At 70.7% G+C, this 26,389-nt stretch carries 21 protein-coding genes; 10 read left to right on the top strand and 11 right to left on the bottom strand.

The window, feature by feature from the left end; genetic code table 11:
* Nucleotides 1-7: 7 nt before the first annotated feature.
* The 4 genes from AB0J16_RS38145 (at nt 8) to AB0J16_RS38160 (ending at nt 4,535) form a co-directional block, all read left to right on the top strand.
* Nucleotides 8-1,234, top strand: coding sequence for a ribonuclease D (locus AB0J16_RS38145; protein ID WP_358549046.1), 1,227 nt, complete (start codon nt 8-10; stop codon nt 1,232-1,234).
* A gap of 72 nt (nt 1,235-1,306) precedes the next feature.
* On the top strand, nt 1,307-2,452 hold the full coding sequence (locus AB0J16_RS38150; protein WP_358549049.1) for a Gfo/Idh/MocA family oxidoreductase: 1,146 nt from the start codon (nt 1,307-1,309) through the stop codon (nt 2,450-2,452).
* 29 nt (nt 2,453-2,481) lie between these two features.
* Nucleotides 2,482-3,609 (top strand): DUF993 family protein, encoded by a 1,128-nt coding sequence (locus AB0J16_RS38155; RefSeq protein WP_358549301.1) that lies wholly within the window; start codon nt 2,482-2,484, stop codon nt 3,607-3,609.
* Nucleotides 3,606-4,535, top strand: a complete 930-nt coding sequence (locus AB0J16_RS38160) for a sugar phosphate isomerase/epimerase (RefSeq protein WP_358549051.1) — start codon at nt 3,606-3,608, stop codon at nt 4,533-4,535. The genes AB0J16_RS38155 and AB0J16_RS38160 overlap by 4 nt, the downstream gene beginning before the upstream one ends.
* A gap of 88 nt (nt 4,536-4,623) precedes the next feature.
* Here the strand turns inward: AB0J16_RS38160 and AB0J16_RS38165 are convergent, their stop codons facing one another.
* From AB0J16_RS38165 to AB0J16_RS38185, 5 genes are all read right to left on the bottom strand, one after another.
* Complete coding sequence (locus AB0J16_RS38165; protein ID WP_358549054.1) at nt 4,624-7,293, bottom strand: PEP/pyruvate-binding domain-containing protein; 2,670 nt, start codon at nt 7,291-7,293, stop codon at nt 4,624-4,626.
* Nucleotides 7,294-7,379: 86 nt separating this feature from the next.
* Complete coding sequence (locus AB0J16_RS38170) at nt 7,380-8,648, bottom strand: alkaline phosphatase family protein (protein ID WP_358549056.1); 1,269 nt, start codon at nt 8,646-8,648, stop codon at nt 7,380-7,382.
* Nucleotides 8,649-8,651: 3 nt separating this feature from the next.
* Nucleotides 8,652-9,428, bottom strand: a complete 777-nt coding sequence (locus AB0J16_RS38175) for a sugar phosphate isomerase/epimerase family protein (protein ID WP_358549059.1) — start codon at nt 9,426-9,428, stop codon at nt 8,652-8,654.
* Between the two features lie 122 nt (nt 9,429-9,550).
* Nucleotides 9,551-10,543 carry a LacI family DNA-binding transcriptional regulator gene (locus AB0J16_RS38180; protein WP_358549061.1) on the bottom strand — a complete coding sequence of 331 codons (993 nt, stop codon included), beginning with the start codon at nt 10,541-10,543 and terminating at the stop codon, nt 9,551-9,553.
* A gap of 104 nt (nt 10,544-10,647) precedes the next feature.
* A complete protein-coding gene (locus AB0J16_RS38185) occupies nt 10,648-11,820 on the bottom strand; it encodes a hypothetical protein (RefSeq protein WP_358549064.1) in 1,173 nt (390 codons plus the stop codon).
* A gap of 741 nt (nt 11,821-12,561) precedes the next feature.
* Here AB0J16_RS38185 and AB0J16_RS38190 point away from each other — a divergent pair.
* From AB0J16_RS38190 to AB0J16_RS38205, 4 genes are all read left to right on the top strand, one after another.
* Nucleotides 12,562-12,693, top strand: coding sequence for a hypothetical protein (locus AB0J16_RS38190; RefSeq protein WP_358549067.1), 132 nt, complete (start codon nt 12,562-12,564; stop codon nt 12,691-12,693).
* Nucleotides 12,694-12,732: 39 nt separating this feature from the next.
* Nucleotides 12,733-13,917 carry a thiolase family protein gene (locus AB0J16_RS38195; RefSeq protein WP_357940958.1) on the top strand — a complete coding sequence of 395 codons (1,185 nt, stop codon included), beginning with the start codon at nt 12,733-12,735 and terminating at the stop codon, nt 13,915-13,917.
* The gene (locus AB0J16_RS38200; RefSeq protein WP_358549070.1) at nt 13,914-16,007 is read left to right on the top strand and encodes a 3-hydroxyacyl-CoA dehydrogenase NAD-binding domain-containing protein; all 2,094 of its coding nucleotides are present in this window, start codon (nt 13,914-13,916) and stop codon (nt 16,005-16,007) included. Before AB0J16_RS38195 ends, AB0J16_RS38200 begins: the two co-directional genes overlap by 4 nt.
* Before the next feature lie 105 nt (nt 16,008-16,112).
* Nucleotides 16,113-16,505: an SSI family serine proteinase inhibitor gene (locus tag AB0J16_RS38205; RefSeq protein ID WP_358549073.1), complete on the top strand. Its 393-nt coding sequence runs from the start codon at nt 16,113-16,115 to the stop codon at nt 16,503-16,505.
* Nucleotides 16,506-16,532: 27 nt separating this feature from the next.
* Here the strand turns inward: AB0J16_RS38205 and AB0J16_RS38210 are convergent, their stop codons facing one another.
* Both AB0J16_RS38210 and dxs read right to left on the bottom strand, forming a co-directional pair.
* A complete protein-coding gene (locus tag AB0J16_RS38210; protein WP_358549076.1) occupies nt 16,533-17,999 on the bottom strand; it encodes an amino acid permease in 1,467 nt (488 codons plus the stop codon).
* A gap of 87 nt (nt 18,000-18,086) precedes the next feature.
* The gene (dxs, locus tag AB0J16_RS38215) at nt 18,087-19,967 is read right to left on the bottom strand and encodes a 1-deoxy-D-xylulose-5-phosphate synthase (RefSeq protein WP_358549304.1); all 1,881 of its coding nucleotides are present in this window, start codon (nt 19,965-19,967) and stop codon (nt 18,087-18,089) included.
* A 142-nt stretch (nt 19,968-20,109) separates the two neighbouring features.
* On the opposite strand from dxs, the gene AB0J16_RS38220 reads away from it, so the two are divergent.
* Together AB0J16_RS38220 and AB0J16_RS38225 are read left to right on the top strand one after the other, a co-directional pair.
* Nucleotides 20,110-20,961, top strand: a complete 852-nt coding sequence (locus AB0J16_RS38220; RefSeq protein ID WP_358549079.1) for a neutral zinc metallopeptidase — start codon at nt 20,110-20,112, stop codon at nt 20,959-20,961.
* A 142-nt stretch (nt 20,962-21,103) separates the two neighbouring features.
* Nucleotides 21,104-21,883, top strand: coding sequence for a neutral zinc metallopeptidase (locus tag AB0J16_RS38225; RefSeq protein ID WP_358549081.1), 780 nt, complete (start codon nt 21,104-21,106; stop codon nt 21,881-21,883).
* Here AB0J16_RS38225 and AB0J16_RS38230 read toward each other — a convergent pair.
* The 4 genes from AB0J16_RS38230 to AB0J16_RS38245 form a co-directional block, all read right to left on the bottom strand.
* Nucleotides 21,880-23,085 (bottom strand): ROK family transcriptional regulator, encoded by a 1,206-nt coding sequence (locus tag AB0J16_RS38230; RefSeq protein ID WP_358549084.1) that lies wholly within the window; start codon nt 23,083-23,085, stop codon nt 21,880-21,882. The genes AB0J16_RS38225 and AB0J16_RS38230 overlap by 4 nt on opposite strands.
* 35 nt (nt 23,086-23,120) lie before the next feature.
* Complete coding sequence (locus AB0J16_RS38235) at nt 23,121-24,383, bottom strand: ABC transporter permease (protein ID WP_358549087.1); 1,263 nt, start codon at nt 24,381-24,383, stop codon at nt 23,121-23,123.
* On the bottom strand, nt 24,380-25,132 hold the full coding sequence (locus AB0J16_RS38240; protein ID WP_357940942.1) for an ATP-binding cassette domain-containing protein: 753 nt from the start codon (nt 25,130-25,132) through the stop codon (nt 24,380-24,382). The genes AB0J16_RS38235 and AB0J16_RS38240 overlap by 4 nt, the downstream gene beginning before the upstream one ends.
* A gap of 73 nt (nt 25,133-25,205) precedes the next feature.
* The gene (locus AB0J16_RS38245; protein ID WP_358549090.1) at nt 25,206-26,321 is read right to left on the bottom strand and encodes a substrate-binding domain-containing protein; all 1,116 of its coding nucleotides are present in this window, start codon (nt 26,319-26,321) and stop codon (nt 25,206-25,208) included.
* Between the last annotated feature and the right edge of the window lie 68 nt (nt 26,322-26,389).

The raw sequence follows: 26,389 nt of genomic DNA on the forward strand, positions 1-26,389 counted from the left end.
TGATCTCATGACAGAAGAACGAACCGTCGTCCCACTGCTGGAGCCACGCGAGGGCATCCCGGCGGTCGTCGAAGACGGCGCCTCTTTGGCGCGCGTCGTCGCGGCCTTCCGGGCGGGCTCTGGTCCCGTGGCCGTCGACGCCGAGCGGGCCTCCGGCTACCGCTACGGCAACCGCGCGTACCTGGTGCAGCTGCGCCGGGCGGGCGCGGGCAGCGCGCTGATCGACCCGATCGCCTGCCCCGACCTGTCGGAGCTGGACGAGGCCGTCTCGGGCGCGGAGATCGTGCTGCACGCCGCGTCGCAGGACCTGGCGTGCCTGCTGGAGGTCGGGTTCAGGCCGCGTGACATGTTCGACACCGAGCTGGCGGGCCGGTTGCTCGGCTACGAGCGGGTGGGGCTCGGCACGATGGTCGAGACCGTGCTGGGGCTGCGGCTGGAGAAGGGCCACTCGGCGGCCGACTGGTCGACCAGGCCGTTGCCCGAAGACTGGCTGCGCTACGCGGCGCTCGACGTCGAGGTGCTGGTCGAGCTCCGCGACGTGCTCCACGGCGAGCTGGTGGAGAGCGGCAAGCTGGAGTGGGCGCGCGAGGAGTTCGCCGCCGTGCTCAACACCCCGCCGCCGGTGCCCCGCTCCGATCCGTGGCGGCGTACGTCGGGCATCCACAAGGTGCGCAACATGCGGGCGCTGGCGATCGTGCGGGAGCTGTGGACCATGCGCGACCGCATCGCCCAGGAGAGCGACCTGGCGCCCGGCCGGGTGCTGCCCGACTCGGCGATCGTCACGGCCGCGTTGGAGGTGCCGCGCACCAAGAAGGCGCTCACCGAGATCTCGGCGTTCACCGGTCGCAGCGCGCGCCGGCACATGACCGACTGGCTGGCCGCGGTCAGCAGGGCGCGCGGGCTGCCCGAGTCCCAGCTGCCGCAGCCGAGCACGCCCGGCGACGGGCCGCCCCCGGCCAACCGCTGGGCCGACCGCGATCCTGCGGCGGCCAAGCGGCTGGCCGCGGCGCGCGCCGTCGTGGCCGCGCTCGCCGACGAGCATCGGATGCCGACGGAGAATCTCCTGCAGCCCGACGCGGTCCGCAGACTCACCTGGGAGCCGCCGGTGGAGATCACCGACGAGACCGTGACCGACCGGCTGCGCGGGCTCGGCGCCCGCGAATGGCAGCTCTCCCTCACCGCCCATCCGCTCGCCAAGGCGCTGGCCCGGCTGGAAAGCAAGGGCGAGCTCTAGGTACGGCCCACTTGACGCCCCCACGGGGGCGGCCTTACCGTTCGGGAAAGCGCTTTCCGCGAAAGGATCCTCATGAGCGTGCGCACCATTGGCGTCGTGATGAACGGCGTCACCGGCCGGATGGGTTACCGCCAGCATCTGGTCCGATCGGTCCTGGCCATCAACGAGCAGGGCGGGGTCGTCCTGTCCGACGGCAGCCGGGTCAAGCTCAGGCCGGTCCTGGTGGGCAGGAGCGCGGACAAGCTTTCCCGGATCGCCGCCGAGCACCACATCTCCCGCTACACCACGGACCTCGACTCGGCGCTGTCCGACGACGACAACCTCATCTACTTCGACGCCCAGGTCACCAGCGCCAGGGTGAAGGCGGTCCTCAAGGCCATCGAGGGCGGCAAGCACATCTACGCCGAGAAGCCCACGGCCGAGTCCGTTCAGGAGGCGGTCGCGCTGGCGGAGGCGGCCAAGGCCAAGGGTGTCAAGAACGGCGTGGTGCAGGACAAGCTGTTCCTGCCGGGCCTGCTCAAGCTGAAGCGGCTCATCGACAGCGGCTTCTTCGGCCAGATCCTCTCAGTCCGGGGCGAGTTCGGCTACTGGGTGTTCGAGGGCGACTGGCAGGAGGCCCAGCGGCCGTCGTGGAACTACCGGGCCGAGGACGGCGGCGGCATCGTGCTCGACATGTTCCCGCACTGGCACTACGTGATGGAGAACCTGTTCGGCCGTGTCGAGTCCGTCTACGCCAAGGCCGTGACGCACGTTCCCCAGCGGGTCGACGAGCAGGGCAAGACCTACGCGGCCACCGCCGACGACGCCGCGTACGGGATCTTCGAGCTGGCCGGCGGCGTGATCGCCCAGATCAACTCCTCCTGGACCGTCCGCGTCAACCGTGACGAGCTGGTGGAGTTCCAGGTGGACGGCACGCACGGCAGCGCGGTCGCGGGCCTGCGCAACTGTCGCTTCCAGCACCGCGCAGCCACCCCCAAGCCGGTCTGGAACCCCGACCTGCCCGCCACGGCCCGCTTCCGCGAGGGCTGGCAGGACGTGCCGGACAACGCCGACTTCGACAACGGCTTCAAGATCCAGTGGGAGGGGTTCGTCCGCCACGTGTGCGAGGACGCGCCGTTCCCGAACGACTTCGCCTCGGGCGCGCGCGGCGTGCAGCTGGCCGAGCTGGGCCTGCGTTCCTCGGCCGAGGGCCGCCGGATCGAGGTGCCGCACCTGTGATCATCGACCTGCCCGGCGGCGCGTACGCGCTGCGCGAGCCCGTGACCTGGCCCGTCGTCGACGCCCCGGCGTCGAGCCGGGTCGTGTACGCGGCCGCGCACGTGGTGGCCGACCCGCTCGGCGACAACACGCCCGGCTCCCCCGCCGCCGTCGACTGGGACGCCACGCTCCGGTTCCGCAGGCACCTGTGGTCGTACGGCCTGCGCGTCGCCGACGCCATGGACACCGCCCAGCGCAACATGGGCCTGGACTGGGCCGCCACCAAGGAGCTCATCCGGCGCAGCGCCGCCGAGGCCCGCTCGTTCGGCGACCCCGCCGCGCTGGTGGCCTGCGGCGCGGGCACCGACCACGCCCCCGACGCCGCCGACCTGGGCGCGATCACCGCCGCCTATACCGAGCAGCTGGAGACCGTGCAGGCCGCGGGCGCCGGGGCGATCATCATGGCCTCGCGGCAGCTCGCGCGGGTGGCGAGCGGGCCCAAGGACTACCACCAGGTGTACGGGGAGCTGCTCGGGCTGGCCGAGCGGCCGGTGATCCTGCACTGGCTCGGCCCGATGTTCGATCCGCAGCTGGCCGGATACTGGGGCTCCGCCGATGTGGCGGCGGCCACGGAGTCGTTCCTGGAGCTGATCCACGCGCACGCCTCGAAGGTGGACGGCGTGAAAGTGTCGCTGCTCGACGAGGAGCACGAGGTGGGCCTGCGGGCCGCCTTGCCCGCCGGAGTCAGGCTCTATACCGGCGACGACTTCAACTATCCGTCGTTGATCAAATCGGGGTCGCACGCGCTGCTGGGCATCTTCGACGCGATCGCGCCGGCGGCGGCCGCGGCCCTGCGGGCGCTGGATGCCGCCGAACAGAGCACCGGCGCGGAGGCCGCCCGAAATCTCGCACTTTACGATGAGATCTTGGCGCCGACCGTGCCGCTGTCCCGGAAGATCTTCGAGACGCCGACGTACAACTACAAGACCGGCATCGTCTTCCTGGCCTGGCTGAACGGCCACCAGGACGCGTTCGCCATGGTGAACGGCGCCCAGTCGGCCCGCTCGCTGGTCCACCTGTCAGAGGTCTTCCGCCTGGCCGACCAGGCCGGGCTGCTGGCCGACCAGGAGCTGGCCGTACGGAAGATGAAGGCGCTGCTGGAGGTGAACGGGCTGTGAGCCTCTCCCTGAACCAGCGGACGACCAAACGGTGGTCGGTGGCGGAGGCCGTCGAGGGCTGCGTACGGCACGGCCTGGAGGCCGTGGGGCTGTGGCGTGAGGAGGTGGCGGAGCAGGGGCTGGCCGAGAGCGTCAAGCTGGTCCGCGACGCCGGGCTGCGCGTGTCGTCGCTCTGCCGTGGCGGCTTCCTGACTGCCCCCGCCGACCCAGCCCCCGGCACGAGCGGCCAGGCACTAGGCGGGACGGCCCGTCAGGCGGCGCTCGACGACAACCGGCGGGCCATCGACGAGGCCGCCGAGCTGGGGGCGGCCTGCCTGGTCATGGTCGTCGGCGGCCTGCCGGGTGTACGGCCCGGCGAACCGCTGCCGGTCGTGCGGCCGGGTGAACCGCTGCCGGCCGACCTCGACGGCGCGGGGCCGCCGTTCTCGCGTGATCTGGCCGGGGCCCGTGAGCAGGTGGCCGAGGCGCTGGAGGTACTGGCCCCGTACGCCGGCGAGCGGGGCGTCAAGCTGGCACTGGAGCCGCTGCATCCGATGTACTGCGCCGACCGGGCCGTCCTGTCGACACTGGCCCAGGCGGTCGACCTGTGTCTGCCGTATCCGGAGGAGCAGGTGGGGGTGGTGGTCGACACCTTCCACGTGTGGTGGGACCCGCGGCTGTTCGAGGAGATCGCCAGGGCCGGCAGCCGGATCGCGTCGTACCAGGTGTGCGACTACCTGCAGCCGCTTCCGGCGGACGTGCTGCTGGGGCGGGGGATGATGGGCGACGGGGTGATCGACTTCCCGCCGATCACCCGCGCCGTGGCCGCGGCCGGTTACACCGGGGACGTCGAAGTGGAGATCTTCAACGCCGACGTCTGGGCCGCCGACCCGGACGAGATCGTGGCCACCATGAAGCACCGCTACGCCCAGGTGGTGTCCGCCTGACCCGGCCGGGCGTCTTGTGCCGCCGCTCCTGACCCCGACCGGGTCAGGCCGGGCTGGCCGCCGGTTCGTCCCGCGCCGCCTCTCCGGGTCAGGCCGGGCTGGCGGCCGGTTCGTCCCGTACCGCGGCTTCGTCAGCCGGGTCCGGGGCCTCGGTGATCGTCACCGTGCCCGCGGCTCCGTTCACGGTGATCTCCTGGCCGGTGACGATGCGGTGGGTGGCGTCCGGGACGCCGGCCACCGCCGGGATGCCGTACTCGCGGGCCACCACCGCGCCGTGCGACATGGCGCCGCCCATCTCCATCACCAGCCCGCCCGCCGTGAGGAACAGCGGCGTCCAGCCGGGGTCGGTCGACGGGCAGACCAGGATCTCGCCCGGCTCCAGGTGCGCCCCGACCGGGTCGAGCACCACCCTGGCGCGGCCGGTGACCGTGCCCGCGGAGGCGGCGCTGCCGATCAGCGCACCGGCCGCCGCGGGGGCCGCCAGAGCCTCGGGCTCGGTGCCGTCCGACAGCATGATCCTCGGCACGTGCCTGCGGCGTGACTCCCGCTCGTAGGCCGCCCGCCGCTCGATCACCGTGGTACGCAGGTCGCCCCCGTCCAGGGCCGACCGCGCCTCCTCGATCCGCAGGTAGAACACGTCGTCCGCCGCGTCCAGCACGCCGGTGGTCACCAGGTGCTCGCCGACGACCAGCAGACTCCGCCGGATCGCGGCCAGGGTCTTCACCAGGTAGAACTTCGGCATCTCGCGTACCCCGGCGAACATCCGGGTCCGCCGCAGCCCGAACCGGGCGACAGCCCCCCGGAGCGCGCCCTTGCGGCGAGCGGTCGCCACGATCCGCGCGACGGCCGCCTCGGCCTCGGCCGCTCCCCTGGCGAACAGCGCGTCGGGCGCGAGGTCGGCGCCGCCCTCCATGCGCAGGTAGTTGGCCAGGACGCCCAGGATGTGTGTCGGGTCCTCCGACCAGCGCGCGACGCCCAGGTCGATCTCGGCGATGCCGCGATGCCCGTACTTATCCAGAAAAGCAGTGATCCCTTGCTGGGCCTTCGGCGGCAGCTCGCCGGCCCTGAAGCGGCGTACGAGCTCACTCACCGGCTCGTTCCTGAACGGTTCCGGCTCGACGCGCGTCGCCAGCGCCCAGAGTTCGAGGTCCATCTCGGTGGTCGGGTTGTTGGGGACGCTGCGGAGCACGTCCTGCATGTCACTCATGGACAGGCCGGAGAGCTTCGAGGCCAGCGCGAACAGCCCGTAACCGGCGACCGCGATCGGCATGAGCGAGACGATCGCCGGGAACGCGGTGCTGAGCATCCGCTCCGCGTGGTCGAGCCGCTGGACGGGCGTGGCGGAGCCGGGCACCCGCAGCCGCCGGTCCAGCTCGTCGCCCATCCGCCTGGTGTAGGCGATCGCCCGATCGGGCCGGGTCAGCGCCTGGAGCAGCCGCTTCGGGGCGTGTACGCGACGGGCGAAGTGCGCCACCGCGCGGAAGAACGGCCGGCGCGAGGTCTGGATCACCGAGAACCGGGGCTCCTCGAACAGGTCCGTCAGCACCGCCCCGGCCCTGGCCTCGCCCATCAGCAGGGCGCGCGGCATGATCGCCCGGCCCATGCGGCTGCGCAGGGCCGTGGTGAGGTCCAGCCAGACGCGCTCCCCCGCCTCGAACATGAACGCCGCGCCATCACGCGCCTTGGCCGGGCCATAGCCGAACACCCCGGCGGCACCCGAGCTGAGCAGTCGGAACGCGGACAGCCCCATCGGGGTGAGCGGGCCCATGACGCCCTGGGCGACGTTGATGGAGAAGTAGACCCGCAGGCCCTGCCTGGTGGTCTCGGGCAGCGGGTAGAGCGTGGTGATCGGCCTGGCCTGGGTGAGCCAGAGCGCGCCGTCGGCGTCGATGGCCCACTCGGTGTCCTGCGGCGCGCCGTAGTGGTCCTCGACGCGGGTGCCAATCGCGGCCAGGTCGCGTACCTGCTCATCGGTCAGGCAGAAGCCGTCGTGAGCGGACTCGACGCGTTCCGTGCCGCCGCCGGGCAGGGCGCGGATCGTCAGCCGCTTGTCGCCCGCGTGCCGGTCGAGGATCTCGCCGCTCGCGGCGTCGACGACGAACCGGTCGGGGTTGACGGCGCCGGAGACCACGGCCTCGCCGAGCCCGGGGTTCGCGTCGATGACGGCCTCGTGCCTGCGGCCGGTGAGCGGGTTGGCGGTGAACAGTACGCCGGCCGTCCGCGCGTCGACCATGACCTGGACGACCACCGCCAGCCGTACGGAGGCGTGGTCGATGCCGTTGGAGTCGCGGTAGGCGACGGCGCGGTCGGTCCAGAGCGAGGCCCAGCAGCGGCGTACGGCGTCGAGCACGTCGTCGGCGCCGACGACGTTGAGGTAGGTGTCCTGCTGACCGGCGAAACTGGCGAACGGCAGGTCCTCCGCCGTGGCCGAGGACCGCACCGCGACCGGCGCCGCGTCCTGGTGCATTGTCTGGCTCAGTCTGGTGTACGCCTCGCGGATCGACCGCGCGACGGCTCCGGGGATCGGGGCCCCCAGGAGCCGGGTCCTGGCGGCCTCCGCGAGGCCCGGGCCGCCGGTCGCGATGACGTCGTCCAGGCCCGCCGCCTGTGCCACCTCGTGGTACGCCTCGGTGGTGAGTGCCCAGCCAGGCGGGACGGGGAGCCCGGCCCGGGTCAGCTCACCGAGGTTGGCCGCCTTGCCACCGACTTCGGCCAGCATGCCGCCGTCGATGTCGGAAAAGTCCAGTGCCGTCGTCATCGGGTGTACTCCCACCGTTCAGCGTCTCGTTATGAGTTTCACGCTTTACGGCAAAGAATTCAACACTTGATGAACAGTGGCGTCGCTCACACCTCCAGCGGCACACCGTCGAGGCCCCAGGCGGGGTCGGGCTCGATACCGAGCAGGGCCAGCGCGGTCGGGCCGACGTCCACCAGCCTCGGGCCGCCGAGGCCGGGACCGCCCAGCTCGCCGGCGCCCAGGTCCGTGTCACCCAGATTCGCGCCTCCGGGGTTCGCACCTCTGAGGTCCATGCCCCTAAGGTCCGGGCCGCCCAACTCCGCGCCGTCCAGCTCCAGGCCGCTGGGGTCTGTGCCGCTGAGATCTGTGCCGCCCAGGTCCATGTTCAGGCGGGCGGCGATGACGAAGACCGTTCGCTCCTCGATGGAGGTGCCGCCGTGGCCGCCCTCGTCGACGTGACCGTGGTCGGTGGTGACCAGCACGGTCCAGCGCTCGCCGGCGAACGTCGGCCTGTCCCGGATCGCGTCGAGGAAGCGGCCGAGGTAGGCGTCCTGGGTGTGCAGCGCCTCGGTGTACTCGGGGCAGTGCGGGCCGAGGTCATGGGCCACCTCGTCGGTCTCACCGAGGTAGACGAAGGTGAGGTCGGCGCCGGTGTTCGCGAGGTGGTTCTCGGCGGCCGCGGTTACCTGCTTGTCGGCGGTCGGCCAGGTGATCGCGTAGCCGTCCAGGGCGAGGCGCGTGCCGATGGCCGGGCCGAACGCGCCGTGGTCCGCCAGCGCCGCCCAGGAGAAGAACGCCGCGGTGGTCAGGTCGGGGCGGGCCGTGTTGGCGCGCGTCAAGAAGTCAGGATATTTCGCGAATTGGGGGCTGGTGAATGCGTTGTCCACAACGCCGTGCTTGTCGGGCCACACCCCGGTGGCGATGGACGACCACCCCGGCCCGGAATCGGTCCGCGACCTGATGACCCGCCTGGAGGAGACCAGGTCCGAAGCGGCACTGCTGGAGGAGATCTCCCCCGAACTGCCAGCGCCCCCGCCCGAGGTGGCGGTGTCCTCACCCGAGGTGATGTCTTCGCCTGAAGTGCCAGCTCCCTCGCCCGAAGCGGCGGTGCCCTCGGGGACGATCTCGCCGGGGGACTCGGTACGGGGGGCGGCGGCCTCGCCGTACGGGAGCAGGCTCGTCCCATACGCCCCCGCCGACATCAGCCCGCTCAGCACCGGCGGCTCCAGCGCGACCAGCCGGTCAAAGCGCAGGCCGTCCATACCGACCACCAGCACCTTGTCGCTCACTGGCCCCCTGGCTGGGTCCGTCATCGAGTCGCTCGCCGGGTTGCCCACCGGATTGCTCGCTGGGTCCCTCACCGGGTCGCTCGTCACTGATTACTCCCTCCTGAAACGCCGCACCCACTCCGCGGCCCCAGGCAGTATCTCCTCTACCGGTGCGACCTGGGGATACCAGGTGCGCTCCCACTCCAGCGACACCCACCCGGAGTAGCCCCACGAGCGCAGCAGCTCACCGGACTCGTCCAGCGGCACCGTGCCGCTCCACATCGGCACCGGCGTGGTGTCCTGGGCGGAGACCGCGTCCTTGACCTGGACGTAGGCGAGGTGCGGGCCGAGAAGGGCCAGGGTGTCGGCCGGGGACTCGCCGTGGCGCCAAGGGTGGAGCACGTCCCAGAGCGCGCCGGTGGTCTCCGGGCAGGCCGCCTCGTCGAGCAGTCGCGCGACGGCCGCGCCGGTGGCCATCTGGTCGTGCGTCTCGACGAGCACCCGCAGACCGAGTCCGGCGGCCGTGGCGGAGACCGCTTTGAGCCTGCGCGCTCCGATAGAAGGGTCCTCGCCACGCGGGAACACCCGGACGCCCGGGGCGCCGAGGTCGGCCGCGAGCGTCAGGTCCGCAACGAGCGCCTCGACGACGGGCTCGTCAGGGCCCGGCTCACATACGCCGACATATCCGGCGAGAGCCGATATTTCCAGACCTGCGGCTTCGACCCGCTGCCGCACCGACGACCGCTCGTCCGCCGACAGACCCCGGTGTACGCCGGTATCGGGGTGCAACCGCAGCTCCAGGCCCTGGCAACCCTGCGCGGTCGCCACCTCGATCGCCCTGTCGAGCCCGTCGCCCGGCATCCCGAGCGTGCTGACCGCCAGTTTCATAACGCCCTCCCGAGCGACCGTCCCGCCTGTGCGGCGCCTCCCCTTCGGAAGCGCCCCTGACCACGCCTTGTACGGCGCGTCCCTTGCGGAAGCGCCCCTGTCCACGCCCTGTATGGCGAAGCTCAGCGCAGCGCCCGTACGCTCTCGCGCAAAACCACCTCACCCGGCACCTGCTCCACCGTCGGCTCCTCCTCCGCCGCCAGGGCCAGCTCAAGCGCGCGGGCGCCCATGTCCTGCAGCGGCAGCCGTACCGTGGTCAGCGCGGGCACCTGGTCGCGCAGCGTCGCGATGTCGTCGAAGCCGGCCACCGACACCTCGTCCGGCACCCGGATCCCCCGCTCACGGTAGGCGGCGAGCGCGCCCACGGCCATCACGTCGTTGACGGCGAACACGCACGTCGCGTCCCCCGTCTCCTGGGCCGCCCGGTAGCCGCCGTCGCGGTCGAAGGGCCCTTCGATGACGCGCGGCTCCGGCAGGCCGAGCTCGGCCAGCGCCGACACGAACCCGGCGCAGCGGTCGCGGGCGGTCATCAGGCGCGGCGGCCCGGCCAGTACGGCGAAGCGGGTGTGGCCCAGCCCGGCCAGCGAGCGGGCCAGGGCGGCGGCGCCCTCGTGGTTGGCGGGCGCGACCGTGTCGACGCCGAGCAGGTCCTGGCCCACACACGCGGCCCGCCCGCCACTGGCCCGGTAGCGGTCCAGCTCGACGCGGAGCCGTTCGGTGACCTCAGGGTCGGCGACGCGGGAGCCGACCAGCAGCACGGCGCGTACGCGCTGGGCGTTGAGCGTCGCCACGTAGGCGATCTCCTGCTCGGGGTCGCGGTGCGTGGTGCCCACCATGACCAGCAGGCCCTCGCCGGCCGCGGCCCGCATCGCGCCGTCGGCCAGCGCCGCGAAGTAGGGGTCGGTCAGGTCGTGGACCACGATGCCGATGACGTTGCTCGCCCCGCGGGCCAGTGTCTGCGCCGCGATGTTGGCGCGGTAGCCCAGCTCGTACGCGGCTCGCTCGACGCGGGCCCGCAGGTCGGCGCCCACCTGGCGGGTGCTGCCGTTGAGCACCCGCGAGGCGGTGGCGAGTGAGACGCCCGCCTGCTTGGCGACGTCTTCCAGCGTGACCACGAGACCTCCCGGAAAGCGGTTTCCCAGTGTGCCAGACCGGCACCTGGGTCCGCATCCTTACACGTCTCGGGGCCGGCGCGACAGGAAGTCACCGCCGAAGGACTTCATCCCCACGGGAACAGGATGTCGAACAGGCCCTTCTTGGTCTCCGTCGGAGCCGGCACCGGAGCCTGCGTCTGCTGGACCGCCTGCGTCGGCTGGCTGGTCTCCTTGGGCGGCTCCTGCGTCGCCTGCTTCTGCGTGGTGCCGGTGTCCGTGTCCTTGATCGTGTCCTGCGTCGCCCTGGTGGCCCGGGTGCTCGGCTTGGCGGTCGGCTCGCCGATGCGCGTGCGGGTGGCCCGCGGCGAGGGGGTACGGGTCGCGCGCACCCGGGCGGCGGTCGGCGACGGGGCGGCGGTGGCCGACGCGGTCGGCTCCGGGGAGTCCGATTCCGTGGGGTCGGTGGCCTCCTCCTCGGCGTCGGTCGGCTCCGAGTCCGTGGGAGAGGCGGCCGGCGCGCTCACCTGCTCGGCGCTGGCGCACTTCCCGCTCTGGCACGGGTCGTCGGAGGACGTACCGGTCAGCATCCAGCCGGCCCCCGCGCCGAGCACGACGACCGCGACGGCCGCCATGAGCAGCACCTTGGTACGGCGGCGCACCTCCTTGTCGCCCTCGGCCTGGTGACCGCCCCCCTGGGAGCCGTCGGTCCAGCCGGAGCCGAGGAAGCCGCGCTTGGGCTCCGCGGGCTCGTCATCGTCGTAGGAGGACCCGTAGCTCTTGTCGAGCGGGAGGTAGGCGTCACTCGGCTGGTCACCGGTGTAAAGGGGCCCGCTCGGCGCGTCGCCCGGGTAAAGCGGCCCACTCTCAGCGTCGCCCGTGTAGAGCGGCACGCCGGTGTCACCGGAGTAGAGCGGCTCGCCGGTGTCACCGGAGTAGAGCGGCCCACTCTGCACATCGCCCGTGTAAAGCGGCCCGCTGGGCGCGTCACCGGCGTACAGCTGGTCACCACCCGTGTAAAGCGAATCCCCGTAGAGGGGGCCGCTGGCCGGGTCACCCGTGTACAGCTCACCCTCGGCGCCCGTCGCGCGGTGCTGCCCCTCGGACGGCGGGATGTACAACTCGGGCGCGCCCTTGTCCGGCGGGAGAATGTAGGTCTCATTGCCCGAGACCACAATGGCCGGCTGCTCGTCGGTGTCGTCCGTGCTCCAGCGCGGAGACAGAACGTCGCCGGTCAGCTCCGGGTTCGCCGACCTGCCCTGCCCATCCTCATATGGCCTGTCGTTCTCGTCGCGCGCCACGATGGAACCTCTCTAATACGAATCTGGACCGCGACCCTTCCTAACAGACTTCTCCACCACTTGTCCGGAAATTTCACAGGATGCTCATAAATAAGCTGGTGTCACAACTCTTATCTCCCGTTTCGGCAGACCCCCCGAGGGGTATGCCCGAAGGTTGCCTGCACATGACCACGCACCTGCTCCAGCCCTATACGCACGGTAATGGGACACGGCCCACCTAAAGCCAGCAAAGGCCGCGCATGACGGCGCTGATCTCGATCAGGACTGGAGTTTCGGTCCAATCGGGAGCTCCACCCAAAAGACCGGAACTCAGGACGCGGTCACGCGCAGTAACGAGATCATGACCCCTACGACCGAGACCACACCCCCTCCCGGCGCCCCGGCGCTGACCGTTTTGCGCGCGCGGGCGCGCGCCGCGCGCCCGCCGGCGATCGTCACGCTCTCCGACTCGCTCGCGCCGATCGCCTCCCCCCAATCCTCACGCCCCCGGATCGCTCGCGCCGATCGCCTCCTCCCCATCGCTCGCCGAACGGGTCCCGGCGCGCGGACAGAGCCTGCCGCCTGCCGTACTCGCGCTCACGCTCTTCCCTCGCCGCGCCGACGCTCACCCAGACCGTCTGGGGCGCGCGTGCGGGCCGTAGGCAGACGCGAACGCTGAGTTGTACGCCAGCCCGCCCAGGACGCCGCCGCGGGCGCTCAGAAGGCTCTTCGTCGGCCGCGGGCGGGCGGCGACGCTGTACGGTGCCACGCCCGTTCCGCGAGGCGGGCCTGTACGGCTTCGCCGACGGGATAGCCGGGTCACTGAGGCGCCGGCTGCCGGCGGGCACGGCGGCGGGCACGGACCTCGTCCGCAGCGTGGTTACTGACGAGTAGCATAGGCGCGGTAACTGCCGAGCAACGAGGAGCGAATCCGTGCCTTCCTCTCGTGACGTCGTGTTCGTCGACGGCGTACGCACACCTTTCGGCCGGTCGGGGCCCAAGGGCATGTACGCGGAGACCCGCGCGGACGACCTGGTCGTCCGTGTCATCCGCGAGCTGATCCGGCGCAACCCGGGGCTGCCGCCGGAGCGCGTGGACGAGGTCGCGATCGCCGCGACCACCCAGATCGGCGACCAGGGCCTGACCATCGGCCGCTCGGCGGCGGTGCTGGCCGGGCTGCCCAAGACCGTGCCCGGCTACGCGATCGACCGCATGTGCGCGGGCGCGATGACCGCGGTGACCACGGTCGCGGGCGGCATCGCGTTCGGCGCGTACGACGTGGCCATCGCGGGCGGTGTCGAGCACATGGGCCGCCACCCGATGGGCGAGGGCGTCGACCCGAACCCGAGGTTCCTGTCCGAGCGCCTCGTCGACCCGAGCGCCCTGGTCATGGGCATGACGGCCGAGAACCTGCACGACCGCTTCCCCACGATCACCAAGGACCGCGCCGACGCCTACGCGGTGCTGTCGCAGGAGAAGGTGGCCAAGGCGTACGCCGACGGCCGGATCCAGCCCGATCTGGTCCCCACGGCGATCAGGACGGCCGAGCGGGGCTGGGGCCTGGCGGTCGAGGACGAGGCGCCGCGCCCCGGCACCACGCTGGACGGGCTGGGCGCGCTCAAGACGCCCTTCCGCGCCCACGGCAACGTCACGGCGGGCAACTCCTCGGGCATCAACGACGGCGCCACCGGCTGCGTCGTGGCCGCCGCCGAGACGGCCGCCGAGCTGGGCCTGGCACCGAAGATGCGGCTGGTCTCCTACGCCTTCGCCGGGGTGGATCCCGAGGTGATGGGCGTGGGTCCGATCCCGTCCACCGAGCGGGCGCTCCGCCTGGCAAATCTCGATATTTCCGATATCGGGTTGTTCGAGATCAACGAGGCTTTCGCCGTACAGGTGCTGGCCTTCCTGGAGCACTTCGGCATCGCCGACGACGACCCGCGGGTGAACCCCTACGGCGGCGCCATCGCCTTCGGCCACCCGCTGGCCTCCTCGGGCGTGCGGCTGATGACGCAGCTCGCGCGGCAGTTCGGCGAGCGCCCCGACGTTCGCTATGGCATCACCACCATGTGCGTCGGCATGGGCATGGGCGGCACCGTGATCTGGGAGAACCTGGCATGAGCAACCTCGACACCTGGCGCTCGCTGCTGACCGAGCGCGACACCGGCGAAGTCGTCACCAAGGCCCTGGTCCGCGACGTCGAGCTGCCCGGCGGGGCCGGCACGATGGCGCTCATCACCCTCGACAACGGCTTCGACCACACCAAGCCCAACACCTTCGGCCCGCATGGGCTGTTCGCGCTGAACGGCGCGCTGTCCGAGATCGCCGCCCGCACCGACCTGGCCGCCGTGGGCGTGACGGGCAAGCCGTTCATCTTCGCGGTCGGCGCCGACCTCAAGGGCGCGACGACCATGGCCTCGCGCGATGAGGCGCGGGCCATCGGCGCGCTGGGGCACCACGTGTTCCGCCGCCTGGGCGAGCTGCCGATCCCGTCGTTCGCGTTCGTCAACGGCGCGGCGATGGGCGGCGGCCTGGAGGTGGCCCTCCACTGCACCTACCGGACGATCTCCTCGGGTGTCCCGGCCATCGCGCTGCCCGAGTGCTTCCTCGGGCTGGTGCCGGGCTGGGGCGGTACGCAGCTGCTGCCGCACCTGATCGGCCCGGCCCGTGCGATCAAGCTGATCATCGAGAACCCGCTGTCGCAGAACCGGATGCTCAAAGGCGCCCAGGCGTTCGAGCTGGGCGTCGCCGACGCGATGTTCGAGCCGGCCGACTTCCTGGAGGAGTCGCTGCGCTGGGCCGCCCGGGTGCTCACCGGCGACACTGTCGTGGCGCGCGACTCGCACGCGGACGATGACTGGGACAAGGCGGTCGCCGACGCGCGTTTCCTGGTTGACATGAAGCTGCGTGGCGCCTCCCCCGCGCCCTACCGGGCGCTCGACCTGATCTCCCTGGCCCGTACTGCCGCGCGCGACGAGGGCTTCGCCGCCGAGGACGAGGCGCTGACCGACCTGCTGATGGGTGACGAGCTGCGGGCCGGGCTCTACGCCTTCGACCTGGTGCAGCGGCGGGCCAAGCGCCCGGCGGGCGCCCCCGACCCCGCGCTGGCCCGCAAGGTGACCAAGGTCGGCGTGGTGGGCGCGGGGCTGATGGCCTCGCAGATGGCGCTGCTGTTCGCCCGCCGTCTGGAGGTGCCGGTCGTGCTGACCGACCTCGACGAGAGCAGACTCGGCAAGGGCGTGGGGCACGTGCACGCCGAGGTCGACAAGCTGCTCGCCAAGGGCCGCGTCTCGGCCGACCAGGCCAACCGGCTCAAGGGGCTGGTGACCGGCTCGCTGACCAAGGATGCCTTCGCCGACGCCGACTTCGTCATCGAGGCGGTCTTCGAGGAGATGTCGGTCAAGCGGCAGGTGTTCGCGGAGGTGGAGGCGGTGGTCTCGGCTGACTGCGTGCTCGCGACCAACACCTCCTCGCTCTCGCTGGCCGAGATGGGCGCCGCGCTGGAGCGTCCGGAGCGGCTGGTCGGGTTCCACTTCTTCAACCCGGTCGCGGTGATGCCGCTGCTGGAGATCGTCAAGGCGCCCGCGACCGACGACGCGACGCTGGCCACCGCCTTCGCCGTGGGCCGGACGCTGAAGAAGTCGTCGGTGCTGGTGAAGGACGCTCCGGCGTTCGTGGTGAACCGGCTGCTCACCCGGTTCATGGGCGAGGTGATCGCCGCGGTCGACGAGGGCACGCCGCTGGAGGTCGCCGAGCACTCGCTCGACGACCTCGGGCTGCCGATGACGCCGTTCGCGCTGCTCCAGCTCGTGGGGCCGGCCGTCGGCCTGCACGTGGCCGAGACGCTGCACGCGGCCTTCCCCGAGCGCTTCGGCGTCTCGGCGAACATGGCCAAGCTGGTCGCCTCCGGCAAGCCGGGCGTCTATCTGCCCGACTTCTCGCTCGACCCCGAGGCGGTGGCGCTGTTCGCGGGCGGCTCGGCAGCCTCCACCGCCGCCGAGGTACGACTGCGCGTGCTGCGGGCATTGGCCGAGGAGATTCAGATCATGCTGGACGAAGGCGTGGTCGCGGCGGCGCAGGACATCGACCTGTGCATGATCCTCGGCGCGGGCTGGCCGTTCCATCTGGGCGGGATCACCCCGTACCTGGACAGGTCGGGTCTGGCCCAGCCGCGCTTCCTCCCGCCCGGCACCGCCTCCGTGCCCGCCTGAGACGGGTCGGCTTGACCGAATCTTGGGAGGCCCGTCCGGCGGGCCTCCCAAGGTCCGGCGATCCGTCACGTAGCGTGTTCGCCGCGCTACGAACGGAGAAGATCCATGATGAGAGCAGTCGGCACGATCGCGTTGTGCGCAGCCGCGCTGGTGACGGCGACCCCCGCACTCGCCGAAACGGCCCCCAAGTCGACACTGAAGATCGTTGTCGTGGTGGACGGCCTGCCGAAGGGGGCCACCCTCACCTGTGACCCCGACGGCGGCAGCCACCCCACCCCCGCCGCGGCCTGCGACCTGCTGCGGAAGGTCAAGGGCGACCCGAGCAAGCTGAACGTGGTGCCCAATCCGGTGTGCACCGACGAGTACCAGCCGCACACCGTCGTGGTGGTGGGCAAGTGGCGCGGGACATCGCTGCGATGGACGTACGTCTTCTCCAACTCCTGCCGGATGAAGGCGGCGGGCGGAGCGGTCTTCACCGTCAGACCGCCGGCCGCCTGACCGCCGAGGGGTGGGCGCCCCGGGCGCCTACCCCTTCGGGCCGGTCACCTGGACCCGGCTGTGGCGGTAGCCGTAGGCGAAGTAGAGCACGGCACCGATGATCAGCCACACCAGGAATCGCAGCCACGTCTCGACCGGCAGGTTGAGCATCAGGTAGAGACAGGCCAGCACCGACAGGATCGGCAGCAGCGGCACCATCGGCGCACGGAAGGCCCGGTGCAGGTCCGGCTGTGTACGACGGAGCACGATCACACCGGCCGAGACCACCACGAACGCGAAGAGCGTCCCGATGTTCACCAGCTCGGCCAGCGCGCCGAGCGAGATGAACCCGGACAGCAGCGTGGTGACCAGCCCGATGATGATCGTCAGCCGGGCCGGCGTGCCGAACCTGGGGTGGACCTTCGCCAGCGCGCGCGGCAGCAGCCCGTCGCGGCACATGGCGAACAGCACCCGGCTCTGACCCAGCATGAGGATCATCACCACGGTGGTCAGGCCGGCGATCGCGCCGATGCTGATCAGCGTGGCCGCCCAGGACTGCCCGACCGCGGTGAAGGCGTCGGCGAGCGGCGCCTTCTCGCTCAGCTTGTCGTAGCGCTGCATGCCGACCACGACCAGCGACACCGCGACGTACAGGACGGTGCAGATGGCCAGGGAGCCGATGATGCCCCGCGGCAGGTCGCGCTGCGGCCTGATGGTCTCCTCGGCGGCGGTGGCGACGATGTCGAAGCCGATGAAGGCGAAGAACACGATCGCGGCGGCCGAGAAGATGCCGATCACGCCGAAGGCGACGGGCGTGATGCCGAACAGCACCTGGATCAGCGGCGCCTTCAACCCCTCAACCCCCGGCGTGGACACCGGCGGCGGGATGAACGGCGAGTAGTTGGCCGAGTTGATGAAGAACAGCCCGGCCACGATGACGAGCAGGATCACCGCCACCTTGATGGTGACGATGACCAGGTTGACCCGCGACGACAGCTTGATCCCGGCGGTCAGGACGCCGGTGAGGATCAGCACGATGACCATCGCGGGCAGGTTGACCAGGGGGCTCTCCCCCGCCATCCACGCGGGCAGCTCAAGGCCCACCGAGGACATCAGCGACGCGAAGTAGCCCGACCAGCCGACCGCCACCACCGCCCCGGCCAGCGCCATCTCCAGCATCAGGTCCCAGCCGATGACCCAGGCCGGGAACTCGCCCAGCGTGGCCAGCGAGAAGGTGTAGGCGGACCCGGCCACGGGGATCGACGAGGCGAACTCCGCGTAGCACAGCGCCGCCAGGCCGCAGACGACGGCGGCCACGACGAAGGAGAGCGCCACCGCCGGGCCGGCCGTCTCCTTGGCCACGCGGCCGGTGAGGACGAAGATGCCGGTGCCGACGATGACGCCGATGCCGAAGACCGTGAGGTCGACGGCGGTCAGTCGCTTTCGCAGCCGATGCTCGGGGGCTTCGGTGTCGAGGATCGACTGCTCGACGCTCTTGGTGCGAAAGATGTCCACACCCAGCGTCTTCCCACACCTCTGGGTGATCATGCCTGTCCGGGGGGTGACCAGGGCGATCAGCCCGGCGCGGGCTTCAGCCGCCGGTCAGTGCGGCGCGGACTGGCTCTCGATGGGGCTGCTCCGCTTGGCGATCGCCTCGGTGATCTCGCGCGCCAGGTCCTGGCCGGTCAGCCCGATCTGGCCGAGGATCGCAGCCCGCTTGGCATGGTCGAGGAAGCGCTGCGGGATGCCGTAGCCGCGTACGGGCACATCCACGTCGGCGTCGCGCAGCAGGCGGGACACCGCGTCACCGACGCCGCCCACGCGGCCGTTGTCCTCGACGACGGCGACCAGCTTGTGGGCGCTCGCGGCGGCCACGAGCGCCTCGTCGAGCGGCTTGACCCAGCGCGGGTCGACCACGGTCGCCGAGATGCCCTGCGCGTCGAGCAGGAGGGCGGCGTCCATGCAGATCCGCGCCATCGGGCCGACACCCACCAGCAGCACGTCGGGCTCGCCCGCGCGCAGCACGTCCATCGTGCCCAGCTTGCCGACGGCCTCGATCGGCTCGGCGACCGGGCCCTTGGGGAAGCGCAGCACGGTCGGGCCGTCGGAGACCTCCACGGCCTCGCCGAGCAGCTCGGTCAGCCGCTCACCGTCACGCGGCACGGCGATCTTCAGGCCGGGGACGACCTGCAGGATCGACAGGTCCCACATGCCGTTGTGACTGGCGCCGTCGTCGCCGGTGACGCCGGCCCGGTCGAGCACCACGGTGACGGGCAGCCGGTGCAGGGCCACGTCCATGAGCAGCTGGTCGAAGGCCCGGTTGAGGAAGGTCGCGTAGACGGCGACGACCGGGTGCATGCCGCCGAGCGCCAGCCCGGCCGCGCTGGTCAGGGCGTGCTGCTCGGCGATGCCGACGTCGTAGATGCGCTCGGGGTAGGCCTCGGCGAAGGCGGCCAGGCCGGTCGGGTGGAGCATCGCGGCGGTGATGGCGACCAGGTCCTCGCGGTCCTTGCCGAGCCTGACCAGCTCCTCGCTGAACACGTTGGTCCAGATGCGGCCCTTGGGCTTCTCCGCGCCGGTGGCCCGGTCGAAGGCGCCGGGCGAGTGGAACTGGTCCTCGTCGTGGTTCTCGGCCGGCGAGTAGCCGCGGCCCTTCTGAGTGAGGGCGTGCACGATGACCGGGCCGCGGAAGTCGCGGGCCTTGCGCAGCGCCGCCTCCATGGCCTGCTCGTCGTGGCCGTCGATCGGCCCGACATATTTCAGGCCGAGGTCCTCGAACATGACCTGCGGGGCCAGGACGTCCTTGACGCCCTTCTTGATGCCGTGGAGCGCGTCGTAGAGCACGGGAACGTTCCCGATCTTGTCTTTGACGTATTCGAGCATGTCCTCGTAGCGGCGGTTGACCCGCAGCGAGGACAGGTGGGAGGCCAGGCCGCCGATCGTCGGCGAGTAGGAGCGGCCGTTGTCGTTGACGACGATGACCAGCCGCAGGTCCTTGCCCGCCGCGATGTTGTTGAGCGCCTCCCAGGCCATGCCGCCGGTCAGCGCGCCGTCGCCGATCACCGCGATGGCCGTGCGGTCGTGCTCGCCGCGCAGCTTGAACGCCTTGGCCAGGCCGTCGGCGTAGGACAGCGCGGTGGAGGCGTGGGAGTTCTCGACGAAGTCGTGCTCGGACTCGGCCTGGCTCGGGTAGCCGGACAGGCCGCCCTCCTGCTTCAGCGCGCCGAAGCCCGCGGCCCGGCCGGTGAGCAATTTATGAACATACGACTGATGCCCGGTGTCCCAGACGATGGGGTCGCCCGGCGAGTCGAAGACGCGGTGCAGCGCGATGGTGAGCTCCACCACACCGAGGTTGGGGCCGAGATGGCCGCCGAACCGGGCGCAGCAGTCGACGAGCAGGTCACGGATCTCCGCCGCTAGCTGCGGCAGCTCCTCTGCATCCAGGCGTTTGACGTCGTGTGGTCCCTTTACCGAGCCCAGCAACCCGCTCACGGATGCGATCCCCTCTGCTCCTGTGCGCTAACCCGATCGAGTCTAGTTCGTGCCTGCCTTGCTGACTCCATCGAGCTCCATAGAGTCAAATCCACCCACATATGTCCGATCTTGACCTAGTCTTTCCTTCACTATGAACACTCTCCCCATGAAGAAGCTGTCGTCCCTTGTGGCCGCAGGCGCGGTTATCGCGCTGGCCGGCGCGGGAACGGCGACAGCCGATGTCAAGCCGGTCTCCGCAGGTCAGCAGGTCGTTCCGCCAGCCGCTCAGCAGGCGGCGCCCCCTCGCGGCAAGGCCGCCGCGACGGCCAGCCCGCTGTACCGGACGGGACGGCTCGCCAGCTCCAACTGTTCGCCCGGCAACCTGCCCAAGGGCAGCACGACGGCGTACAAGCGCTTCCTCTCGACCGTGACGAACTGCCTGAACCGCTCCTGGGCCACCCAATTCCGCAAGGCCGGCCTCTCCTTCAGCAAGCCGCGGCTGCGCATCATCACCAGGAAGGTCCGCACCCCTTGTGGCCCGTGGAGCACGGGTGCCGACGGCATCTACTGCTCGACCGACCGCACGATGTACATGCTGATCACCAAGTCTCAGCTGCGCCAGCCGTTCGCGCTGGGCATCACCCGGCTGATGGCCCACGAGTACGGCCACCACGTGCAGAACATGTCGGGCATCTGGAACTACTACTGGGCCGCCAGGAACTCCAGCGGCAGGTCCGGCCAGCTCGCGCTCTCGCGCCGCTCGGAGCTGCAGGCGGAGTGCTTCTCCTCGGTCTTCATGCGCACGGTCGAGGGCACGCTGCCCGTCGACTCGGGTGAGTGGGACTACACCGTCAACTGGTTCCGCAAGAACGGCGCCAAGGGCTGGCCGCAGAACGACCACGGCCGTGGCCCGTCGCAGGCGTACTGGATGAACCGCGGCTACGGCTCGGCGTCCCCCGGCTCCTGCAACACCTGGGCCGCGTCGTCGCGCACCGTCGCCTAGTTCTCCACTCTGAACGTTCTCCACTCTGAACGTTCTCCCGCTGTGATGCGGCCGCGCCCTACGGCGCGGCCGCATTGCGCTTTCCGGACAAAGCACAGGTCTCGCGAACAGGGCCTCACCTAGTGGTCTAGTATCCGCGATCGTGCGTATACCCCTTATCGCCGCATCTGTCGGCATGGTCGTGGGTTTGGCCCTATCTGGCACGGCCAACGCGGAGACCACGGCCCCGCAGGTCGCGCAGATCGCGCCGCCCGCCGTACTGGCCAAGAACAAGATCTATCGGTCCGGCACCCCGTCGCCGCAGTCGTGCGCGATCCCCGCGATCCGCAAGGGCAGCGCCGCCTCACTCAAGACCTTCCACCGGGCCATGGCCAGGTGCGCCAACACCTTCTGGGCCACCAGGTTCAAGGCCGCCGGGCTGCGTTACAGCCCTCCGAAGATCGCCATCACGACCGGCAGCGGATCGGTCTGCGGCAAGATCACCAGTAACGGCGCCCAGTACTGCCCGGCGCAACGGACGATCGCCATCCGGATCATGAAGCGGGACCTGCAGGACCCGTTCCGGATGAACATCGCGCACTCCGTCGCCCACGAGTGGGGCCACCACGTGCAGCAGCTCAGCGGCATGCTGGACGAGCAGAACAGGCTCTACTGGAGAGCCGGAGGCAGCGCGCGCACGATACTCAGCCACCGCCTGGAGATGCAGGCCGAGTGCTTCGCCGGCGTCTTCTACAGTTCCACGCTCGACTCCATCGACCCGGGCATCACCTGGGACGAGTGGACCGACGCCGTGAGCAGGGCCGGGGAGAGCAAGGTCCACGGCAAGCCGGCCAACCTCGCCTACTGGCAGGACCGCGGCTACAGCGGCGGATCGGCCCGGTACTGCAACACCTGGACCGCGTCGAAGAGCCGGGTCTCCTAAGCGTTGGCCCTGGCCAGCACTTCCAGCGGGTCCGCGAGCACGTGGGCGAAGGCCAGTTCGGCCGCGCCCACGAGCGTCGCGTCGTCGGCCAGGGCCGAGGTGCGTAGCCGCAGCTTCTCTCGCTGCGGCGCCATCGCGTGCAGCGTCAGCCTGGTGCGTACCTGAGCGGCCGCACCGAGATAGATCTCCCGCAGCATCCCGCCGAAGATGACCATCTCCGGGTTGAAGATGTTGACCAGGTTGGCGACGCCCACACCGAGCCAGTCGCCGACCTTCTTGAGCGCCTCCTGGGCCACGATGTCGCCCCGGTCGGCGGCGTCGACCACGGCGCGCACCGCGTCCCTGCCGTGCTGCTCGCCGGCCAGCCGGCCGGCGGTCTCCAGCAGGGCCCGCTCCCCCACCTCGGCCTCCAGGCAGCCGTGCGAACCGCAGCCGCAGGCCCGCCCGCCGGGGTTGACGACCATGTGGCCGACCTCGCCGCCGTAGCCGTCGTGACCGCCCAGCAGGTGACCGCCCGCGATGATCCCGCCGCCGATGCCGACGTCTCCGTGCAGGTAGATCAGGTCCCTGACGGCGGCCCCGACGCCGCGGCTGTGCTCGGCCAGCGCGGCCAGGTTGGCGTCGTTGCCCACGCTCACGGGCAGGCCCAGGCCCAGCCTGCGGCCCAGCTCCTCACCGAACGGCACCTCCTCGGTGCCGAGGTTCGGGCCGAACCTGATCATGCCGTCGCCCTTGCGCACCCCGCCGGCGACCGCCGCGGCCGCGCCGACGCAGACCGTGTCGGCCCTGGTCTTGCGCCGCATCTGCCGGGCGAAGCCGGCCAGGATCCCGGCCAGCTCCTCCAGCTCGAACGGGCCGCGCAACCGTACGGCCTCCCTGCGGTCGAGGATCACCCCGCCCAGCCCGACCCGCGCGACGGCCAGCCGGTCCGGGCCCACGTCGAAGGCGAACACGTAGACCCGCGCCGACTCGGGACGCACCACGAGCGAGGGGCGGCCCGCGCGGCCGGTCTCGCGCGGCAGCTCCTCGCGTACCAGCCCGGCCGCGGTGAGGTCGGAGGTGAGCGCCATGATCGTGCTGCGGTTGAGGCCCATCTTCGACGTCAGCTCGGCGCGCGAGGTCGGCCCGCCCAGATGGACGTGTCGCAACAGGGCGCCGAGGTTGTGACGCCTGATGTCCTCCTGGGAGGGACCGGCACGCATCGTCTGGGCTTCCTTAAAGGGGTGAGAGTCGCTGATCACCTTAGACCAGCGGCTGCCGCCCGCTTGCGCGCCAGAGCGTCGACACCCGCGGCCAGGAGCAGAACGAACCCCGTGACCAGGTACTTCACACTCGCACCGTACCCCATCAGGCCCATGCCGTTCTCGATCACCGCGACCACGGCGCCGCCGAGTACCGCGTCGAGGACCCGCCCCTTCCCGCCGAACAGACTGGTGCCGCCGATCACCGCGGCGCCGACCGCGTACAGCAGCACGGAGCTGCCGCCGGTGTTCGGGTCGACCGAGCTGGCCCGGGAGGCGGCGACGATGCCGCCGACGGCGGCCATCGCGGAGCAGATCACGAACGCGCTGATCCTGATCCGGTCGACGCTGATACCGGCTCTGCGGGACGCCTCCGCGTTCCCGCCGACCGCGTAGATGTGCCGGCCGAACGCGGTACGGCGGAGCACGAACGTCCACACGACCAGCAGCACGAGGATCACCGGCACCACGATCGGCACGCCCATGAGCGAGCTGATGGCCGGGTTGCGGGAGCGCTCGAGGTTGAGCACGTAGACGAGGACGCCCCCGATGATCGTCAGCGCGCCCACGCGGGCGGCGATCAGCGAGATCGGGTCGGCCACCAGCCCGCGCTTGGACCGCCTGCGGGCCCTGAACAGCTGGAGGGCCGCGTAGCTCGCCACGCAGGCCGCGAAGAGCGCCCAGCCGAGCCAGACCGGCAGGTTCTTGTTGGCGATGGCGACGATGACGGAATCCCGGATCGAGATGTTCGTCCCCTCGTCGACCAGCACCAGGACCAGCCCCTGGAAGGCGAGGAAGGCGGCCAGTGTCACCACGAAGGACGGTATGCCCACCTTGGCCACCAGTGTGCCGAGCACGGTGCCGATGACGACGCCGGTGAGTATCGCCGCCCCCACGCAGACGTACCAGGGCAGGCCCATGTTGGTCAGCGTCACCGCGAGCACCGCCGCGCACACGCCGCTGGCGAAACCGGCCGACAGGTCGATCTCGCCGAGCAGCAGCACGAACACCAGGCCCATCGCGATCACCGTGACCGCGGCGCCCTGGGTGAACAGGTTCGCGACGTTGATCGCCGTGAGGAAGGCGGGACGTGCGATGGCGAAGACGGTGCAGAGCACCAGCAGGCCGAGTACGGCCGGCAGCGCGCCCATGTCGCCGCCGCGTACCCGCTCGATGTAGGCGGTGACGCTGTGCCCGATCGACGGCGACCGCGTCGCGGTGACGATCGCCTCGCCGGGGAGTTCCTTGACCTTGTTCATTGCGCGATCCCCAGGTCTCCGCTCCGGCCGGATGTGATCAGTTCGACGACCTGCGCGTGCGTCACGTCGGCGGTCCTGACCTGCGCGGCCATCCTGCCGAGATAGAGCGCCGCGATCTGGTCGGAGACGGCGAAGACGTCGTTCAGGTTGTGCGAGATGAGAACGACGGCCAGGCCGGTGTCGGCGAGCCGGCGTACCAGCTCCAGCACCTGCGCGGTCTGGGCGACGCCGAGGGCGGCCGTCGGCTCGTCGAGGATGACGACCTTGCTGTTCCACAGGACGGCCTTGGCGATGGCCACCGTCTGGCGCTGACCGCCGGACAGGCTGGACACCTGCTGCCTGATGGACTTCACCGTACGGACGGACAGTCCGTCGAGCGTCTGTGTGGCCAGTTCCTCCATCGACGCCTCGTCGAGCACGAGCCCGCTGCGGCGTTCCCTGCCGAGGAACATGTTCTGGACGATGTCGAGGTTGTCGCACAGGGCGAGATCCTGGTAGACGATCTCGATGCCCAGCTCACCGGCGTCACGCGGGCCGTGCACCTGGACGGGGCGGCCGTCGAAGAGGATGTCGCCCCCGTCGATCGGGTAGATGCCGCCGATGCACTTGACCAGCGTCGACTTGCCCGCGCCGTTGTCGCCGACCAGGGCCGTCACCTCGCCGGGGTTGGCGGCGAAGGTGACGTCATGCAGGACCTGTACCGGGCCGAAGCTCTTGTCTATCCCGCGCACTTCGAGCAGGGGGGTCATGAGGCTCCCTTGGGGAGGGGTACGGCCGCCCTGTGTAGGTCGCGGCCGTACCCGGTTCTGCTTTCTTACTTTCCTACTGAATGCCGGCTGAGGTGCACTTGGCGGCGAAGTCGCCGGTGCACAGCTCCTCCTTGGTCACGTAACCGTCCGCCACGACGTCCTTGACGTTGTCGAGGTAGATCGGCTGCGGGTCGAGCAGCTCGGACGGCACGTCCTGGTTGGTCTGCGGGTCCTTGACGCTGCTGCTCGCCGCGGGCTTCTCGCCCTTGGCCAGCGCGACCGCGAGCTTGGCCGCCGCGTCGGCCTCCTTCTTGACGGCCTTGTAGACGGTCATGCACTGGTCGCCTACCAGGATGTTCTGCAGACCCTGGACCGTGGCGTCCTGGCCGGTCACCGGGACCTTGCCGTTGAGGTTGTTCTTCTTCAGCACCGTGATGGCGGCGTTGCCGAGACCGTCGTTGGCGGCCAGCACACCGGCGATCTTCGGCGCGCTGGTCAGCATCTGCTCGAAGATGGTGCCGGCCTGGGCGTTGTCCCAGTCGGGCACGGACTGGTCGGGGCCCTTGACGTAGTCGCCCGAGTCGTACTTGGGCTTGAGCACGCCGTCGTACCCGGCCTTGAAGAGGGTGGCGTTGTTGTCGGTCGGCGAGCCGTTGAGCTCGGCGATGATCGGCTTGCTGGCCTTCTTGTCGGTCAGGCACTTGACCAGGCCCTCGCCCTGCAGGGTGCCGACCTTGGTGTTGTCGAAGCTCACGTAGTAGGCGGCGCCGCCACCCAGCGTCAGCCGGTCGTAGTCGATGGTCGCCACACCCTGGGACTTGGCCTTGTCGATGACCGTCTTGCCGGTGCCGCTGTCGAGGTTGACGATCATCAGCACGGTGGCGCCGTTGGTGATCATCTGGTCGGCGATGGTCTGGAAGGCCGTCTTGTCGTTCTGGGCGTTCTGGATGTCGTAGGCCACCCCGGCGGCCTTGAACGCCTCTTCCAGGTACTTGCGATCCGCCGTCTCCCAGCGGGCCGAGGACTTGCTGTCGGGCAGGATGACGCCGATCTTGCCGGCCTTCTGCGAGCTCTGTGTGCTCTGCGCGGAAGACGTGGACGAGGTCGGACCGCTGTTGCCCCCGCAGGCGGTGAGACCGAGGGCTAGAACGGCGGCCGCGGCGGTCAGGCTGAGGATCCCCTTGCGCATAGTGCAGGGTCCTTTCTTCCGGAGGGCCCGGATGAATGTTGTTTGCGGCAACGTATTCCGGGACGGCC

The sequence above is a fragment of the Nonomuraea sp. NPDC049750 genome, assembly GCF_040659625.1.
GTDB lineage: Bacteria > Actinomycetota > Actinomycetes > Streptosporangiales > Streptosporangiaceae > Nonomuraea.

Bases quoted from the DNA above. Each gene is read 5' to 3' on its own strand.
- AB0J16_RS38200 (WP_358549070.1), top strand. From the start codon at position 13,914: ATGAGCAACCTCGACACCTGGCGCTCGCTGCTGACCGAGCGCGACACC.
- AB0J16_RS38230 (WP_358549084.1), bottom strand. From the start codon at position 23,085: ATGCGTGCCGGTCCCTCCCAGGAGGACATCAGGCGTCACAACCTCGGC.
- AB0J16_RS38150 (WP_358549049.1), top strand. From the start codon at position 1,307: ATGAGCGTGCGCACCATTGGCGTCGTGATGAACGGCGTCACCGGCCGG.
- AB0J16_RS38220 (WP_358549079.1), top strand. From the start codon at position 20,110: ATGAACACTCTCCCCATGAAGAAGCTGTCGTCCCTTGTGGCCGCAGGC.
- AB0J16_RS38165 (WP_358549054.1), bottom strand. From the start codon at position 7,293: ATGACGACGGCACTGGACTTTTCCGACATCGACGGCGGCATGCTGGCC.
- AB0J16_RS38175 (WP_358549059.1), bottom strand. From the start codon at position 9,428: ATGAAACTGGCGGTCAGCACGCTCGGGATGCCGGGCGACGGGCTCGAC.
- AB0J16_RS38205 (WP_358549073.1), top strand. From the start codon at position 16,113: ATGATGAGAGCAGTCGGCACGATCGCGTTGTGCGCAGCCGCGCTGGTG.
- AB0J16_RS38245 (WP_358549090.1), bottom strand. From the start codon at position 26,321: ATGCGCAAGGGGATCCTCAGCCTGACCGCCGCGGCCGCCGTTCTAGCC.
- AB0J16_RS38240 (WP_357940942.1), bottom strand. From the start codon at position 25,132: ATGACCCCCCTGCTCGAAGTGCGCGGGATAGACAAGAGCTTCGGCCCG.
- AB0J16_RS38145 (WP_358549046.1), top strand. From the start codon at position 8: ATGACAGAAGAACGAACCGTCGTCCCACTGCTGGAGCCACGCGAGGGC.
- AB0J16_RS38235 (WP_358549087.1), bottom strand. From the start codon at position 24,383: ATGAACAAGGTCAAGGAACTCCCCGGCGAGGCGATCGTCACCGCGACG.